14 protein-coding genes are annotated in these 15434 nt (G+C 70.9%); 3 read left to right on the top strand and 11 right to left on the bottom strand.

Annotated features, from left to right (window positions below; translation table 11 throughout):
- Positions 1-7: 7 nt before the first annotated feature.
- The gene (locus tag ACFSXZ_RS08065; protein ID WP_378262938.1) at positions 8-868 is read left to right on the top strand and encodes an LLM class flavin-dependent oxidoreductase; all 861 of its coding nucleotides are present in this window, start codon (positions 8-10) and stop codon (positions 866-868) included.
- 167 nt (positions 869-1035) lie between these two features.
- Here ACFSXZ_RS08065 and ACFSXZ_RS08060 read toward each other — a convergent pair whose 3' ends face one another.
- The 6 genes from ACFSXZ_RS08060 to sigJ form a co-directional block, all read right to left on the bottom strand.
- Positions 1036-4092: a UvrD-helicase domain-containing protein gene (locus tag ACFSXZ_RS08060; protein WP_378262936.1), complete on the bottom strand. Its 3057-nt coding sequence runs from the start codon at positions 4090-4092 to the stop codon at positions 1036-1038.
- Between the two features lie 46 nt (positions 4093-4138).
- The gene (locus tag ACFSXZ_RS08055) at positions 4139-5086 is read right to left on the bottom strand and encodes a copper transporter (RefSeq protein WP_378262934.1); all 948 of its coding nucleotides are present in this window, start codon (positions 5084-5086) and stop codon (positions 4139-4141) included.
- Positions 5083-6267: a putative cytokinetic ring protein SteA gene (steA, locus tag ACFSXZ_RS08050; protein WP_378262932.1), complete on the bottom strand. Its 1185-nt coding sequence runs from the start codon at positions 6265-6267 to the stop codon at positions 5083-5085. The genes ACFSXZ_RS08055 and steA overlap by 4 nt, the downstream gene beginning before the upstream one ends.
- A 98-nt stretch (positions 6268-6365) precedes the next feature.
- Positions 6366-8129, bottom strand: a complete 1764-nt coding sequence (gene recN, locus ACFSXZ_RS08045) for a DNA repair protein RecN (protein WP_378264740.1) — start codon at positions 8127-8129, stop codon at positions 6366-6368.
- Positions 8130-8191: 62 nt separating this feature from the next.
- Positions 8192-8647 carry a pyridoxamine 5'-phosphate oxidase family protein gene (locus tag ACFSXZ_RS08040; RefSeq protein WP_378262930.1) on the bottom strand — a complete coding sequence of 152 codons (456 nt, stop codon included), beginning with the start codon at positions 8645-8647 and terminating at the stop codon, positions 8192-8194.
- 39 nt (positions 8648-8686) lie between these two features.
- Positions 8687-9580, bottom strand: coding sequence for an RNA polymerase sigma factor SigJ (gene sigJ / locus ACFSXZ_RS08035; RefSeq protein ID WP_378262928.1), 894 nt, complete (start codon positions 9578-9580; stop codon positions 8687-8689).
- A 135-nt stretch (positions 9581-9715) separates the two neighbouring features.
- Between sigJ and ACFSXZ_RS08030 the strand changes: the two genes are divergently transcribed.
- Positions 9716-10189, top strand: coding sequence for a carboxymuconolactone decarboxylase family protein (locus ACFSXZ_RS08030; RefSeq protein WP_378262926.1), 474 nt, complete (start codon positions 9716-9718; stop codon positions 10187-10189).
- Positions 10190-10196: 7 nt separating this feature from the next.
- On the opposite strand, the gene ACFSXZ_RS08025 is transcribed toward ACFSXZ_RS08030, so the two are convergent.
- From ACFSXZ_RS08025 to ACFSXZ_RS08005, 5 genes are read right to left on the bottom strand one after another with little or no spacing between them, the layout of a single operon-like run.
- Complete coding sequence (locus tag ACFSXZ_RS08025) at positions 10197-11105, bottom strand: NAD kinase (RefSeq protein ID WP_378262924.1); 909 nt, start codon at positions 11103-11105, stop codon at positions 10197-10199.
- Positions 11105-11905: a TlyA family RNA methyltransferase gene (locus ACFSXZ_RS08020; RefSeq protein ID WP_378262922.1), complete on the bottom strand. Its 801-nt coding sequence runs from the start codon at positions 11903-11905 to the stop codon at positions 11105-11107. The genes ACFSXZ_RS08025 and ACFSXZ_RS08020 overlap by 1 nt, the downstream gene beginning before the upstream one ends.
- Positions 11906-11908: 3 nt before the next feature.
- Entirely contained in the window at positions 11909-12076 is a 168-nt protein-coding gene (locus ACFSXZ_RS08015) for a hypothetical protein (RefSeq protein WP_378264803.1), read from the bottom strand.
- Positions 12077-12101: 25 nt separating this feature from the next.
- The gene (locus ACFSXZ_RS08010) at positions 12102-13100 is read right to left on the bottom strand and encodes an HAD-IIA family hydrolase (protein WP_378262920.1); all 999 of its coding nucleotides are present in this window, start codon (positions 13098-13100) and stop codon (positions 12102-12104) included.
- Positions 13093-13896 carry a hypothetical protein gene (locus ACFSXZ_RS08005; RefSeq protein WP_378262918.1) on the bottom strand — a complete coding sequence of 268 codons (804 nt, stop codon included), beginning with the start codon at positions 13894-13896 and terminating at the stop codon, positions 13093-13095. Before ACFSXZ_RS08005 ends, ACFSXZ_RS08010 begins: the two co-directional genes overlap by 8 nt.
- 276 nt (positions 13897-14172) lie before the next feature.
- On the opposite strand from ACFSXZ_RS08005, the gene ACFSXZ_RS08000 reads away from it, so the two are divergent.
- The gene (locus tag ACFSXZ_RS08000) at positions 14173-14604 is read left to right on the top strand and encodes a hypothetical protein (protein WP_378262916.1); all 432 of its coding nucleotides are present in this window, start codon (positions 14173-14175) and stop codon (positions 14602-14604) included.
- The last annotated feature ends 830 nt before the right edge of the window (positions 14605-15434 follow it).

Raw genomic sequence — 15434 nt, 5'->3', positions numbered from 1 at the left:
GGGCACCATGGCTGATCGCGTTTTCCGATTCGGGCTCGTCGCCGCGCCGATGCCGGGAGCGGCTTGGACGGACCTGGCGCGGCGCGCGGAAAACCTGGGCTTTTCCACGCTCCTGGTACCGGACGCGCGCGGCGTTCTCTCCTCGTTCGCGTGCCTGGCCGCCGCGTCCGCGGCCACGGAGACGCTTCGCGTCGGGAACTTCGTGCTGGCCGCGCCACTGCGCAGTCCCGGGTCGATCGCCTGGGACAGCGCGACGCTCGACCAGCTTTCCGGCGGACGGTTCGAACTCGGGCTCGGAGCGGGACGCCCCGACGCGGCCGGAGACGCCAAGATCCTCGGAGTGCCGTTCGGCAGTGCGGGAGAGCGGGTGCGGCGCACCGGCGAGATCATCGAAGAGGTGCGTGGCCTCTTCGCGGACGCCCTCGCCGGTAACGAGGAGCTCCGCACCTTCCAACCGGTCCAGCGGCCGGGCCCGCCGATCATGGTCGCCGCGGGTGGTGAACGGCTGCTCGGCATCGGCGCCCGGCAGGCCGACATCCTGGCCGTGCAGGGCCGCTCGGAAGAGGACATGCACGCCAAACTGCGGGTGATCAAGGACGCGGCCGGCGACCGGTTCGACGATCTGGAACTGAGCACCAACGTCTTCGCCATCGGGGACGCCGAACTCCCGCCATGGATCGCGCAATTCGGGATCGACACCTCCCAGGCCGTCGACAACCGGCTCATCGCGGTGCTCAACGGCGACCTTTCGACGGCGATCGACGTCCTGAAGCGCCGCCGGGAAACCTTCGGCATCTCCTACGTCACGATCAACGCCTTCGCGCTGGAGGCAGCCGCGCCGATCGTCGAACAACTCGCGGGCACGTAACAGATCAGCCTTTTCCGCGAGCTGCGCGCCCCCGCGATCGTGTCGACAGGGCGCTCCTGATCAGCCCACGGCACGTCCGGCGGACCGGCGCCCTGCCGCCCCGATAGCGGGAACAAAGGGCGCGCTCAGTGGGCACCCTGACGGCCGCGAGTTGGCATAGGGGGGTATCAGAGCAGGCGGAGCTGGGTCTGCCGGGGCTTGCGTCGCGCGACCGGGTCGCCGACACGCTCGAATCCGGTCCGGAGATCGGCGAGGAACGGCGAGCGCGCCGCCGTGCGCGCCGCGCCTTGCCGGAAACGCTCGGTCGCATGGCTGAGGAACAGGTGCCGCTGCGCCCGCGTCATGCCGACGAAGAGCAGTCGCCGTTCCTCGGCCAGTTCGGTTTTCCCGGGTTCGCTTCCCGGCCAGCGCAACGGCAGCAGTCCGTCCTCGCAACCGACGAGGAACACCACCGGGAACTCCAAGCCCTTGGAAGCGTGCAGGGTCAGCAACGAAACCCGGTCGGCCCGTGGGTCCCAGGTGTCCACCTCGACGCCGAGGGACAGTTCCGTGCGGAACAGGTCGATATCTCGCTCGCATCGTGCCGCCAGCGGCATGAGGAGGTCCACGGCGGTATGAACCTCGGCCGCGATCTCTTCGGGAACACGGTCCGCGACGGCCTTCGCGGCGTGCCTGACCCTGTCCACGACGGAGGATCCGGGACCGGTGAACGACAGTTCGGCCAGGACCCGGTCCACGCCCGGACGATCGGCGAGCCGGTCGTGTGAGCGTTTCTGGAACGGCACCCCTGACTGCGTCAGCGCATCCATGATCACGCGGGCCTGCCGGTCCGTCCGGTACAGCACCGCGAAGTCCGAGAAGCCGAGACCCTGCGTGCCATCGCCGCTGACCCGGCCGCTGTCGAGCGAATGAAACGACGAACCGCCGAGCACCTGATCGATGGTGCGCGCCACGAACGCCGCCTCGGCCCGCTCGTCGGCCGCGGTGTGCACCCCCACCGGGGCGTCACCGTGGTCGCCTGCCGGGTGGAGCGCGCGATCGGGCACCAGTGTGTCCGGCCCGATGACCTGCAGCGCCCCGCTCAGGATGTGCGGGTTGGAGCGATAGTTACGGGTCAGCGCGACCGTGCGGGCGCCCGCGAAGTCCTCCCGGAACCGGAGGAAGAACCCGACATCGGCGCCACGGAAGAAATAGATGGCCTGGTCCGGGTCGCCGATCGCGGTCAGGTTCCCGTCGGGCGGGCAGAGGCGACGGAGCAGGCGGTACTGGCGCTCGTCCACATCCTGGTATTCGTCCACCGCGATCCAGCGGTAGCGCTCGCGGTAGGCGGTGGTCACCGCGTCGTCGGATTCCAGCAGCCGCACCGGAAGCTCGATCAGCTCGTCGAAGTCGACCAGGTTCGCCTCGCGCAGCGCCGCACGGTAGGCGTCCTCGTCTTCGCCGAATTCGGCGGTCAGCGCGAGGCTCCGCGCCTGGTCGGCGATCCCGAAATCCGGCCGCAGGCCCAGCCGCGCGTGCTGCTCGCGCAGAATGCGCACGCCGAGCGAATGGAAGGTGGCGACGGTCAGTTTCGCCGCGTGGTCCGGAACCAGCGCGGCGAGGCGCTCTTCCATCTCCCCGGCGGCGCGCCGGGTGAACGTGATCGCCAGGCACTGCTCCGGCGGCACACCCCGCTCGGTGACCAGATGCGCGATGCGATGCGTCAGCGTGCGGGTCTTGCCGGTGCCCGGGCCGGCGATGATCAACAACGGTCCCCCGCCGCTGCCCGCCGCGGCGCGCTGGTCGGGATCGAGGCCGTCGAGCAGCGAGCCGGTGGCCGGAACACGCTGGGGTGCCGTGCTTTCCCGGGCTTCCGGCACCTCCCGCGGAGCCGGTGCGGCCGTTTTCCGTTGCGGCTTGGCCGGTTCCGCGGTCTCGAACAAACCGTCGTCGAAAAGGCCCGGCGCGGCAACGGTCGTGGCCCGCTTCAGTTCGCCGGGCTCGAACAAACGGATCACGCCGTACTCGCCGTCGTAGCCCGCGTCGCGGATCACCTGCCCGCGCCGGAGCCGCCCGATCGCCTCACCCAACGGCGCCGACCGTGCGGCGAGGTCGTCCACCGGAACCTCGGTGAGAATGGACAGTTCCGGCCCGAAGGCGGCGGTCAGCTTGTCGATCTCGCCGAGGACCCGCTTGCTTTTCGGCCCCACACCGAGGATTTCGCTCATGAGCTCCGGCAACGGGACGAGACTCGAGAACTCCGCGGCACCCTCGGGCCGGATCGGCCGGTCGCGGTCGGCGAGATCCTCGACGCGGCTCAGCACCCCGACGGTGAGCGGCTTGCCGCACTCCGGGCACCGGCCGGAATGCGCCCGCGTCTCGTGCGGCTCCATCCGCACCCCGCACTTGCGGTGGCCGTCCACATGGTACTTCCCCTCTTCCGGGAAGAACTCGATCGAACCGGCGTGCCCGGCCCCGGTCTCCAGAGATCGCTTGATCGCGAAGTAGTCCAGGCCGGTGTCGAACACGGTGGCCTCACGGCCGAGCATCGGCGGCGAATGCGCGTCGGAATTGCTGACCAGGCGATAACGGTCCAGGCCGGACACCCGCCAGTTCATCTCGGGGTCGCTGGAAAGGCCCGTCTCCGCGGCGAAGATGTGGTCGGCGAGGTCGGCGTAGCAGTCCTCGATCGCGTCGAAACCGGATTTCGAGCCCAGCACGGCGAACCACGGCGTCCACACGTGGGCGGGCACCAGGTAGGAGCCGGGCCCGCTTTCCAGCGTGATCTCCAGCAGGTCACGGGAGTCCAGGCCGAGGATCGGGCGGCCGTCGGAGCCGAGGTTGCCGATCCGGCCGAGCCTGCGGTTGAACTCCGCGGCGGCGTCGAAATCCGGCACATAGCACAGATGGTGCACCTTGCGGGTGCGCTCGGCGCGCTTGTAGATGGTCGAAATCTCGACCGAGAGCATGAACCGCACCTCGGAGGCGGCGCAACTCGGGGGCAACCGGCGCCGGATTTCGGTGTCGAGGTCCTCGCGCAACCGGAACAGCCCCGGCTCGGCCGGGACCAGGTTCTCCCGCAGGTGGTCGAACCACGCCGGGTGCGTGAAGTCACCGGTGCCGACCAGGGTGATCCCCTTACGGCGCGCCCACCAGGCCAAATGCTCGAGGTCGCAATCCTTGCTGCACGCCCGCGAATACTTCGAGTGAATGTGCAGGTCCGCTATGAAACGCACCCGCGGCATCTTGCCAGACGCCGGTTTTCCGGCGCGCGCCCTCCTCCCCGCGCGGTCAGCTTCCGGACAATCCCGTCGCGGGAAGCGGAGCCTGCGCGTTGCCCGCCACTCCGTAGCGGCCCGCCGCGCCGTCCACCTGTTCGGCAAGCGCCAGAATCGTCGTCACCCGGCCGGCCGCGGTGCCCAAGTCGTCCACTGTGGACAGTAGTGCGGTGGCGGAGGTGTCGGCCCGGACCACGCCGATCGCCCCCGTGCCCTCGGCCGAATCCGGGTCACCGGCCAGCACCGCGCCCGCGCCGGATCGCCTCAACTGGGTGGCGAAGCGCGCCAGTACCGCGGCTTTGTCGCCCGCGCCGTCGCCGGTGGCCTGGCCGCGCGTCAGCACGAGCGCGAGCTGGCCGGGCGCCAGCCCAGGGCTCGCGCGGACGAAACCACCGTCGATCAGCCCGCCGATCGCCGCCGCCAGTTCGTCACCGGTGGCCTGCGGCCGCGCGGTCTGCCTGTCCAGCAACAGCACCGACCCGAGCAGCGCCCCGGCCAGCGTGCCGGTGTCCCCCGCGATCGGGAACGCCGAACCGGCCGGTTGCAACCGGGTGACCAGCCGGCGCAACTGCTCCGAACGGTCCGGATCGGTGAACGCCGCGGTCAGCTGAAGCTCGCCGCTCACCGCCCCGCCCGCGCGCCGGACGAGATCGGCGAGCGCGTCCCGGTCCGCCGGGCTCGCGTCCTCGGTGGTGATCAGCACGACCGTCCGTTTGTCCAGCGTGCCCGCGACGATCTTGGGCGCGGTCGCCCCGGCGAAGGCGTCCGCGGCGGCGAGGCGGGTTTTGAGCGCGTCCCGCTGTGCCTGGAGATTCGAGACTTCCGCCGTCAGCTTCCCCTTTTCACCGGACAACCCGGACAACAGCGCACCGTCGAGCGCGGTCGACCCGAGTACCACCCCCAAGGCCAGCGCCAGGAAGACCGCGGAAAGGGAAATGACGTGGGAGCGCAGCGAAATCACGCGAAGAGCCCCTTGAGCCAGTGCGAGAAGGACTCCCAGCCCTGCCCGGCCCAGCCGAGATACTCGTCTCCGACGTCGGAGACCGCCAACGCCGCCACCACCACCGCCACCACGGTCACCGCCAGGAGGATCACCGCGCTCAGCGGCACCCGGTTCCGGTGCAGGGCCGCGACCGCCTTCCCGTCGACGAGTTTCGTGCCCAGTTTGAGACGGGTGAGGAAGGTGGACGGGTTCGACCCCGAACGGCCGTGGTCGAGGAACTCCCTCAGCGTGGCCTGGAACCCGACGGTCACCACGAGCCCGGCCTGATGCGCGTCGGCGAGCAACAGCGCGAGATCCTCCGGATTGCCCGACGCCGGGAAGGTCACCGCGCCGATGCCGAGATCCTGGATGCGGCCGACGCCCGGCGCGTGCCCGTCCGGCTGGGCCGGCACCACCACCTCGGCGCCCGACCGCAGCGTCTCGGCGCCGATGCCGTTCGGATCCCCGACGATGATGTCCGGCCGGTACCCGTGGGCGCGCAGGGTGTCGGCGCCGGCGTCCACCCCGATCAGGACGGGCCGGTTCTCGGCGATGTAGCGCTTCAGCGCGCGCAGATCCGCCACATGACCCGTGCCCGGCGCGACCACCAGGGCATGCCGGTCCCGCAGGGGTACTCGCACGTCGGGCACGCCCACCCCGTCGAGGATCAGCGTGCGCTCGCGGCGCAGGAATTCGATGGTGTTGGCGGAAAACGCTTCCAGTTGCGTCGACATGCCGGCCTTCGCCTCGATCATCAGGTCGGCGATGCTGTCCTGGCTTTGTTCGGCACCCTCGCCGACCCGGCGTTCGCCGAGGTAGACCACACCGCCATGCAGCCGGATCCGGCTGCCCTCCTTGATCCGGGAGAAGATCTCGCCACCGACCCCGTCGACCAGCGGGATCTTCGCGGCGAGCAGGGTTTCCGGGCCGAGGTTGGGAAACCGGCCCGAAATCGAGGGAGACGCGTTGACCACCGCGGCGACCTCCGCGGTGATCAGCGCTTCCGCCGTCGCGCGGTCGAGGTCGATCTGGTCGAGAACCGCGATGTCGCCCGGGCCGATCCGGCGCAGCAGCTCGTTCGTTCGCCGGTCCACCCGCGCCACGCCGGTGATTCCGGGCAGGTTGCGATGGTTGCGCGAGAGCAGGCCGGTCAGCTTCATGCGTCCGATGGTGACAAACCGCCCGGCGATGGCGCGGCCGACACGCGGGCGTGTCGTGCCTTATCCGCCCGCTGAACAACCGTCCGGGTGAGGCGCCCTCATCCTTGGCCGGCGGCCTTCTTCTTGTCCGCGTCGGCGGCCGCGAGCAGCTCTTCGGCGTGCGCGCGGCCGGTCTCCGTGTCGTCCATGCCGGCCAGCATCCGCGCCAGCTCCAGCACCCGCTCCGAAGGTTCCAGGGTGCGCACGTCGCTTCGCGTCACGCCCGCCGCGGTGCCCTTGTCCACCACCAGGTGCCGGTCCGCGAAGGCGGCGACCTGAGGAAGGTGCGTGACCACCAGCACCTGGTGACTGCGCGCGAGACGGGCCAGCCTGCGGCCGACCTCCACCGCCGCGCGCCCCCCGACCCCGGCGTCCACCTCGTCGAACACCAGGGTCTGGACCGTGTCGGCGTGGGCGAGCACCACCTCGATGGCGAGCATGACCCGCGAGAGCTCACCGCCCGACGCGCCCTTGTGCACCGGCAACGGCGGCGCCGCCGCATGCGCGCGCAGGAGGAGCTCGACATCGTCGACCCCGTCGGGACCGGCGTGTACCAGCTCACCGCCGACGGCCAGCGCGTGCTGGTCCGCGGGGTCGGCCCGGCGGCGGCGCACGGTCACCTCGATCTCGGCCTGGCCCATGGCCAGACCGGACAGCTCCGTGGTGATGGCCTTGGCGAGCTCGGCGGCCGCGACCGCGCGAGCATCGGACAACCGCTCGGCGTGCCCGGCGAGCTGGACGGCCAGTTCGTCCCGGCGCGCCGCGAGCGCCGCGAGCGCCTCCTCGGATGTGTCCATTGTGGACAAGCGTTGCCGCGCGTCCTCGGCCCAGGCGAGTACCCCGTCGGCGTCCGCGGCGTACTTCCTGGTCAGTTTCTTGAGCTCCGCCTGGCGCGCCAGGACCTGTTCGAGCCGCTGTGGATCCGCGTCGAGGGTGTCCAGGTAACCACCGAGTTCGGCCCCGACATCGGCGAGCAGCACGGCCGCCTCGGCAAGCCGGGGCTCCAGATCGCGCAGCACCGAATCCTCCGTCGCGGCGAGCCTGCGCCGCGCGTCCCCGACCAGGCCGAGCGCACCGGGAGCGTCCGGATCACCGTCGGGAGCGCCGGACACCGCCGCCTGCGCGGCGCTCGCCGCGGCCCGCAGCTCGTCGGCCGCCGCCAGACGTTTGACCTGCTCCGCGAGCTCGCTGTCCTCACCCGGCTGGGGATCGACCGCGGCGATCTCACCGAGCCCGTGCCGCAGCATGTCGGCCTGCTGCGCCAGCTCGCGGGAACGGCTGGTCCGCTCGGCCAGCTCGGTGACCACGGCAAGCCATTCCTCCCGGGTGGCGTGGTACTCACCGAGCGGGCCCGCCACCGCCTCACCCGCGAACCGGTCGAGCACCTCGCGCTGCTCGGCCGGGCGCAGCAGGCGGAGCTGGTCGTTCTGCCCGTGCACGGCCAGCAGCCGGTCGGCCAGGTCGGACAGCACGCTCACCGGTACCGAACGTCCGCCGAGGTGCGCCCGCGACCGGCCGTCGGCGCCGACCGAACGCAGGGCGATCAGGCTGCCGTCCTCATCGGGCTCGCCCCCGGAGTCGACGACGATCCGGGCGACGTGCTCGGCGAAGATCCCCTCGAACCGGCCCTCGACCGTGGCTCTGCCCTTCCCGTTGCGGACCTTCGACGACTCCGAACGCCCGCCGGAGAGCAGGTGCAGACCACCCACCACCATCGACTTGCCCGCGCCGGTTTCACCCGTGACCACCGTGAATCCCGGGTGAAGTTCGAGCACGGCGTCCTCGATCACGCCAAGCCCCTGAATGCGCATCTCGGCCAGCACGTCGACCACGGTAGCCGCATCCACCGACAAACCGGGAGAGGCAGGGGCAATCCGGTGACCATCTACTCACGCTCGACCCTGCGCAACCCGTGCTCCGGCGTCCACCACTCGACGACGAGCACCGTGGCCTTCTCGTCGAGATGGGTGTGCACGACCTCGGCGATGTCGGCGTGGAAGCGGTCGCCGTCCGGGCCTGCGGTGATCGCTCCGGCGGCGATCGCCCGGCCGGAGATCTTCGCCTCACCAGGCCACTCCGCCTCGGCGCCCGCCACCGGGTCGACCGTGGCGCTGTGGAGGGCGAACCTCGGATCGCGTACGAGATCGGCGCCCTTGCGCGCGTTCGCCATCGAGCCGAAGACCAGCTCGCCCTCCTCGAAGACCGTCTCGATCCCGGAGATCCGTGGCGCGCCGTCGGCCCGCAAGGTGGCGATCGTCTTGTGCTTGTGGGCATCGAAAAGCGCTCGCACGCGCCGCGCGAACTCCGGCTCGGCCCGCTCCACGTCCTGCCATTTCGTCATGCCGGCATGCTCGCACGGGCCACCGACAAAACGCGCTGCTCAGAGCTCCTCGGCGGGGAGATCCAGCCGGGCCAGGCGATCCGGATCGGCGAGAATGTCGATCGCGACGATCCTGTTGCCGCTGACGGTGAAACTCATGACCGAGACAAGGTCGCCATCGGCGGTGTTGACCAGACCCGCCAAGCCGTTGACGAGGACGGGCCGGGAGGTGGTGAGGGTGGCCATGCGCCGGAAGGTGGCGGCCTGCCCGGCCACGGAGGTGGCCCCGCGGACCACCTTGAGGCCACCGGGAAGCGCGGCACCGCTGTCGGCACGAAGCACGACATCGGGATCGAGCACGGCCAGCAGGGCGTTGAGGTCGCCACCGCGCGCGGCCACGAGAAACGCGTCGACCACACGACGCTGTGCGGCCGGGTCCGGGTCGGGCTCCGGGGCCGCTCCCCGGACCCGCAGGCGGGCGCGGCTGGCGAGCTTGCGGGCCGCCGCCGGAGTGCGGTCGACGATCGGCGCGATCTCTTCGAAGGCCATACCGAACATGTCGTGCAGGACGAAGGCCAGCCGTTCCGCCGGGTTCAGCGCGTCCAGCACCACCAGCAGCGCGAGCCCGACTGAGTCCGCGATCAGCGCCTGTTGTTCGGGATCGCCGGTGTCTTCACGGCTGACGACCGGGTCGGGCAGCCGGAGTTCCAGTGGTTCTTCCCGGCGCAGCCAGCGTGAGCGGAGCATGTCCAGGCACACCCGGCCGACGACCGTGGTCAGCCAGCCGCCGAGGTTGCCGATGTCATCCGACCCCGAACGGGCCAGCTTCAGCCAGGTCTCCTGGACCGCGTCCTCCGCCTCGGCCAAGGAGCCGAGCATCCGGTAGGCCACGGCCTTGAGCTGTGGCCGCTGTTCTTCGAAACGCCGGGCGGTCAGGAACTCATGCTCGGTCATTACCCATCCCTTTCTTCCTTCGGATGGTTGACGTCCGGGACGTCGCCGATGTGACCGGTCACATCGACGGACCGCCGATCGTCATGGCAGTGACCGTGCGACACGGCACGATCGGACTCCGGAAGGAAATCCACCATGGAATCGCGACTGTCCAACCCCGCCGACCTCGTCCCGGAACTGACCGAGATCGCCGCGGCCCTGTTCAAGGCGGTCGGAAACGGCTCGGTGCCGAGGACCACGATGACCCTGATGCACCTGCGCGCCGGTCAGCTCGCCGGCAGCACCTACCTGACCGTCATGCACACCGGCATCCTCCGCAAGGCCGGGGAAAGCGAGGAACGGATCACCGCCGTGGCGTCCTGGCGGGACGCGCCGTATTTCACCGAAGCCGAGCGCGCCGCGCTGGCACTGGCCGAAGCCGTCCTCACCCCGAACCCCGACGGCGAACGCGTCTCCGACGACCTGTACGCCGAAGTCTCCCGGCATTACGACGACAAGGCCATCGCCACGCTCACGATGGCCATCGGCCAGGTCTGTTTCTTCCTGCCGGTCGCCCTCGTCGGCAAGCCCGTTCCCGGGGTTTCCCCGGCCACGCAGTGGCGTAAATAACGCCCTCTCAGTCGCCGTGGCGCTGCCGCCAGCTCTTCACCGGCAGGGAGAACTTGTAGACCAGCCGGTCGGTGAACGGCCCCGGCCACAGGCGTGCCAGCCGCACCGGGGTCCGGCCGCACACGACCTGCACCCGCGCTCCCCGGGGCAGGGCGATGTGCCGCGAGCCGTCGCAGGTGAGGATCGCGGTCGAGCCGTCCGGGTCGATGGTCACGGTGATCACGGACCTGCGGGAGACCACCAGCGGACGGGCGAACATGGCGTGGGCGTTGCTCGGCACCACGAGCAACGCCTCCACGTCGGGCCAGATGATCGGCCCGCCGGCGGAGAAGGCGTAGGCGGTGGACCCGGTGGGAGTCGCGCACAGGACGCCGTCGCAACCGAAGGCGGACACCGGCCTGCCGTCCACCTCGATCAGCGTGTCCAGAATCCGTTCGCGGGAACTCTTTTCCACACTGGCTTCGTTGAGCGCCCATTCCTCGGCCACCAGTTCGCCGTCGAGAGTGACCGTGACGTCCACGGTCATGCGTTCCTCGACCTGGTAGTCGCGCTCGATCACGCGCCGCACGGTGTCGTCCAGCGCGTCGGAATCGGCCTCGGTGAGGAAGCCGACGCGGCCGAGGTTGACCCCGAGGACGGGAACACCGGCGGGACGGGCCAGTTCCGCCGCCCGCAGCAGCGTTCCGTCCCCACCGAGCACGAACACCAGTTCCGCGCCCTCGGCGGGGTGGTCGCCGGGACCGACCATCCGGCACAACCGTTCACTGGTGCCGGCCTCGATCAGCTCACAGGCGTCCTCGTCCACCACGCGAAGGCCGATGCCTCCGTCGGCGAAGCGAGTGGCGACCTTGTGCACCGCGTCGCGGACGGCGTCCCGGTCGGGGTGCACCACGAGCAGCACCTCGCGGTCTGACATCACTGCGGTCCTTTCCCGACCGCGTCCAGGACCATCTCCTTGGCGTCCATTGTGGACGGATCCCGGCGCAACCGGACGAAGTACTCCACGTTGCCCGAGGGCCCGGGCAACGGGCTCGCCACCGCTCCGTGGGGGTGCAGGCCCAGCTCCTCGGCCGCCGCCAGCACCTCGAGAACGGCTTCCGCGCGCAGACCGGGATCCCGGACCACGCCGCCGCTGCCCAGCCGGCCCTTGCCGACCTCGAACTGCGGTTTCACCATCGGCACCAGATCGGCGCCAGGCAGCGCGCAGGCCGCCAGCGCGGGCAGCACCAAGCGCAGTGAGATGAAGGAAAGATCCGCCACGACCAGGTCCACCGGTCCGCCGATCTGCCCGGGGGTGAGCTCACGGACGTTCGTCTTGTCCAGCACGACGACCCGGTCGTCGGTCCGGAGCCGCCAGTCGAGCAGCCCGCGGCCGACATCGGCCGCGACCACGGTGCGCGCGCCACGGCGGAGCAGGACGTCGGTGAAACCGCCGGTCGACGCGCCCGCGTCCAGGCATCGTGTGCCCTCGACGGTCAGGTCGGCGAACGCCTCGAGCGCACCGAGAAGCTTGTACGCGCCGCGGGAAGCCCAGCCGGGATCGTCACCCCCGCGCACCACGATGGCGGTGTCGGCTTCGACCCCGGTGGCCGGCTTGCTCGCGACCATGCCCCGTACCGTCACCCGGCCGTCGCCGATCAACGTGGCGGCATGCTCGCGGGAGCGGGCGAGACCTCGCCGCACCAGTTCGGCGTCCAGGCGCGCCCTCCTGGGCACCGGTCACACCCTGTCGATGCTGGAAAGTGCGGTGGTGAGCTCGGTGTGCACCGCGTCGAACCGCTCGACATGCTCGGCGAGCGGGAGGCGGTCCAGGCCGTCGATCCCGGCCATCGCCTCGTCGATTCCGGCGCGCGGGTCGATGCTCTGGGGATTGGGTTCTTCGTGCACCTTTACCACGCTAACCGATCGTTCCTCAGGACGGTGTGAGCCCAAGGTCACCCAGCGCGGCCTTGGCGCCCTCGTCGAGCGCACGCACCGCCGTCACCCCGGTCTCCCAGGCGAAATGGCACAGCGCACGCAGCAACTCCAGCTGATCGGAAGAGTCGTGGGCGGACACGGCCAGCACGTCCTGTTCGGCCCGCACCCGCCAGCCCGGCTTCGGACCGACCCGCAGTTCACCGGCGGGCGCGGACAGCCCGGTCAGGTCGGCCGCGATGTAGTGGGGACGCTCCGCGGGGGCGGCGACGAGCAGGCGTCCCGGCGTCGCCACTCCGGTGAGCACGGCCAACGAGTCCAGGCCCGCGGCCACCGCGCCGGCGATGTCGGTCTCCAGCCGGTCGCCCACCACCAGGGCAAGGCTGGCCCCGGCCGCGGCCGCGGCGGTGGTGAACAACGGTGCTTCGGGTTTGCCCGCGACCTCCGGCTCGGCGCCGGTGGCGGCGCGCAACGCGGCCACCATCGAACCGTTGCCGGGCAGCTGGCCCCGCTCGCTGGGCAGGGTCGCATCGACGTTGCAGGCCACCCAGAACGCTCCCGCGCGGATGGCCAGGCACGCTTCGGCGAGATCGGACCAGCCGGTCTCGGTCCAGTGGCCTTGAACGACGGCGTCCACCCCGCTCGCCTTGCGGACCGGGCGCATTCCCGTGGCTTCGACCTCGTGCTCCAGCGCCGGAGCGCCGACGATCATGACCGAGGCACCGGAAGGCAGCCGTTCGCGCAGAACCCGCGCCGCCGCCTGAGCGCTCGTGCTGACCTCGGCCGGTTCGGCATCGACGCCGAGGCCGCGCAGGTGCTCGACCACGTCTTCCGGGGTTTTCGACGCGTTGTTCGTGACGAACCGCACCGGCCTGCGCACGTCACGCAGCTCGCGCATGACCTCCGCGGCCCCCGGAATGATCCGCGAACCCTGGTACACGGTGCCGTCGAGATCGAACAGCACCGCGTCGTAAACCTCCTGGAGGGCTTCACTCATCGGACGGCCCGGCTGTCCGCTCGGCGGCGTCGGTCTCGTCGTCTTCCGCCAGCTCGGCGGCGTCGGTCTCGTCCTCCGCCAGCTCGGTGGCCTGCTTGACGGCGTCGGTGTCCTCGCCCTCCGCCAACTCGGCGGCCCGCTCGGCGGCGTCGGTCTCGTCGTCCTGGTCCGCGTCCGCGGCATGCAGGAACCACTTGATCGCTTCGTCGCGGCGCCCCGCGGCGGCAAGGTTGTCGGCGTAGGCATAGAAAAGCCGAGCGCTCCACGGCTGCCGCTGGGCGGCGTTGAGGTCCGGGCCCTGCAACGAAACCACCGCGGCATCGAGCTGACCGAGATCGCGTCGTGCACCGGCCGCCACGATGCGGAGTTCGACCTCGACCTCGCGCGGCAGCGAGTGACCGGCCATCTCCTTCGCCAGGTCGAGGGCGCGCTCGGGCCTGCCGAGGGCACGCTCGGCATCAGCGATCACCGCCACATGCGCGTCGGTCCGCGACATGCGGCGGACCGCACGCAACTCCGAGAGGGCTTCGGCCCAATGCCCGGCGTGGTAGGACACGAGCCCGAGGGCCTCCCGGACCAAGGGCACGCGCGCGGCCTTCGCCTTCGCATACCGAGCGTGTTTCAAGGCCGCCTCGGGATCGACGTCGACCAGACCGCCCGCCGCGACCAGATGCTTGCCGACGGTCTCGGCCAGCGACTTCGGCAAGGTGCGCAGCTCACGGCGTGCTTCCTCGTCGAGGTCGGAGAATTCGATGTCCTCCGGCAGCTCCGGCGCTTCGAGAAGTTCCTTGGCCAAGGTCTCGTCGTCCAGGACCTCACCGGGCCTCGCCCCGGCCGGGCGGGCTTCCCGCTTGCCCTGGGGCCTGCGGTCACGGAAACCATCGGAACGATCGCTCCTGGGTCCGCCTGCCGGCCGCTCATCACGGCCCGCGCGGCGCTCAGGCGCGTCGCGGTCCGGGCGGCGGGCGGCGGTACGGCCGTCGCCGCGATCCCCCTGCCGTTCCTTGCGGGAATCGGTGAAGTCGCGTTTTCCGCTGGGCCGCTTGTCGTCCCGCTCGGGCTTGGCGCCACCGTGCCACTTGTCCCTCGCGGGGCGATCGTCGCGGCGGTCAGGACGGTCGTCCTTGAAGCCACCGCCACGGTTGTCGCGGTACCCGCCACCACGGTCGTCCCGGAAGCCACCACCGCGGTTATCTCGGTACCCGCCACCACGGTCGTCCCGGAAACCACCACCGCGGTTATCGCGATAGCCGCCTCCACGGTCGTCCCGGAAACCACCACCGCGGTTATCGCGATAGCCGCCTCCACGGTTGTCGCGGAAGCCACCGCGGTCATCCCGGCTCCCGCCACCGCGGTTGTCGCGGTATCCACCGCCGCGGTCGTCCCGGAAGCCACGGCCACCATCACGGGTGCCGCCGCGTTCGGTCCGCGAGCCGCCACGGGCATCGTCGCGGAAACCGCGGCCGTCTTGGCCACGGAAACCACCACGCCGATCACCCATTGACCGGTCGTCCCGAAGGCCACCGCGCCGGTCGCCGCCGGGTCGGCTGTCACGGAAACCACCGGACCGGTCGCCGCCGGGCCGATCCGCGCGCGAGCCACCGCGCCGGTCGCTGCCCGGACGCTCATCCCGAAAACCGCTGGGGCGGTCGTCACGGAAACCCCCGCGCCGGTTGTCGCGGAAGCCGGCGCCACGCTCCCCACGGCCCGTGCTTCCCCTGCGTTCGTCCTGAAAGCCACGGCCGTCCTCGCGGCGATCGCGGAAACCGCCGGGCTTGCGGTCCTTGTTCCAGGCAGGCCGGTCACGGCGGTCACCGGAGGACCGCTCGTCGGAGCGTCCGGAGCCACGGGAGGAGAACCGGCGATCACCGGAGTCACCACGCCGACGGTCCGGGCCGTCGAATCCCCGCCCGCCGCGGTCGTAATCGCGCCGATCACGGGAATCGCGGGCGCCCGGGCCATCACCATCGCGGCGGTCGCGGCGATCACCGTCGCCGCGCCGGCCGAAGTTGTCCCGGTCACGCCCCGAACCACGGGGCTTCCCAGCGGAATAGCCGGGTTTGCCGCCACGCGGCGACCCGGAGCGTCCACGGCCGGAGTCCGCTTCGCGGCGGCGCGGTCGATCGCCCCCAGCATCGTCCGCTGAGTCACGTCGGCCGAACTCCGCCACTTGTGTTCTCCTCGCTGTGAAATTTCGCAGATCACCGAATGGTGTACATGATAAGGGGCCCGCTGGTCGCCGGTGTGGCGTGGTCAGCGGGCCCCTGTGGGGTTGGTGTTCGGCGGTGTCCTACTCTCCCACACCCTGTCGGGTGCAGTACCATCGGCGCTGGT

The sequence above is a fragment of the Amycolatopsis pigmentata genome (assembly GCF_042684065.1).
Lineage (GTDB): Bacteria > Actinomycetota > Actinomycetes > Mycobacteriales > Pseudonocardiaceae > Amycolatopsis_E > Amycolatopsis_E pigmentata.
Note: the sequence above shows the minus strand (reverse complement) of the source record. Positions and strands in the feature narration are given on the sequence as shown.

Bases quoted from the DNA above. Each gene is read 5' to 3' on its own strand.
- ACFSXZ_RS08065 (WP_378262938.1), top strand. From the start codon at position 8: ATGGCTGATCGCGTTTTCCGATTCGGGCTCGTCGCCGCGCCGATGCCG.
- ACFSXZ_RS08060 (WP_378262936.1), bottom strand. From the start codon at position 4,092: ATGCCGCGGGTGCGTTTCATAGCGGACCTGCACATTCACTCGAAGTAT.
- steA (WP_378262932.1), bottom strand. From the start codon at position 6,267: ATGAAGCTGACCGGCCTGCTCTCGCGCAACCATCGCAACCTGCCCGGA.
- ACFSXZ_RS08040 (WP_378262930.1), bottom strand. From the start codon at position 8,647: ATGACGAAATGGCAGGACGTGGAGCGGGCCGAGCCGGAGTTCGCGCGG.
- sigJ (WP_378262928.1), bottom strand. From the start codon at position 9,580: ATGACCGAGCATGAGTTCCTGACCGCCCGGCGTTTCGAAGAACAGCGG.
- ACFSXZ_RS08030 (WP_378262926.1), top strand. From the start codon at position 9,716: ATGGAATCGCGACTGTCCAACCCCGCCGACCTCGTCCCGGAACTGACC.
- ACFSXZ_RS08025 (WP_378262924.1), bottom strand. From the start codon at position 11,105: ATGTCAGACCGCGAGGTGCTGCTCGTGGTGCACCCCGACCGGGACGCC.
- ACFSXZ_RS08010 (WP_378262920.1), bottom strand. From the start codon at position 13,100: ATGAGTGAAGCCCTCCAGGAGGTTTACGACGCGGTGCTGTTCGATCTC.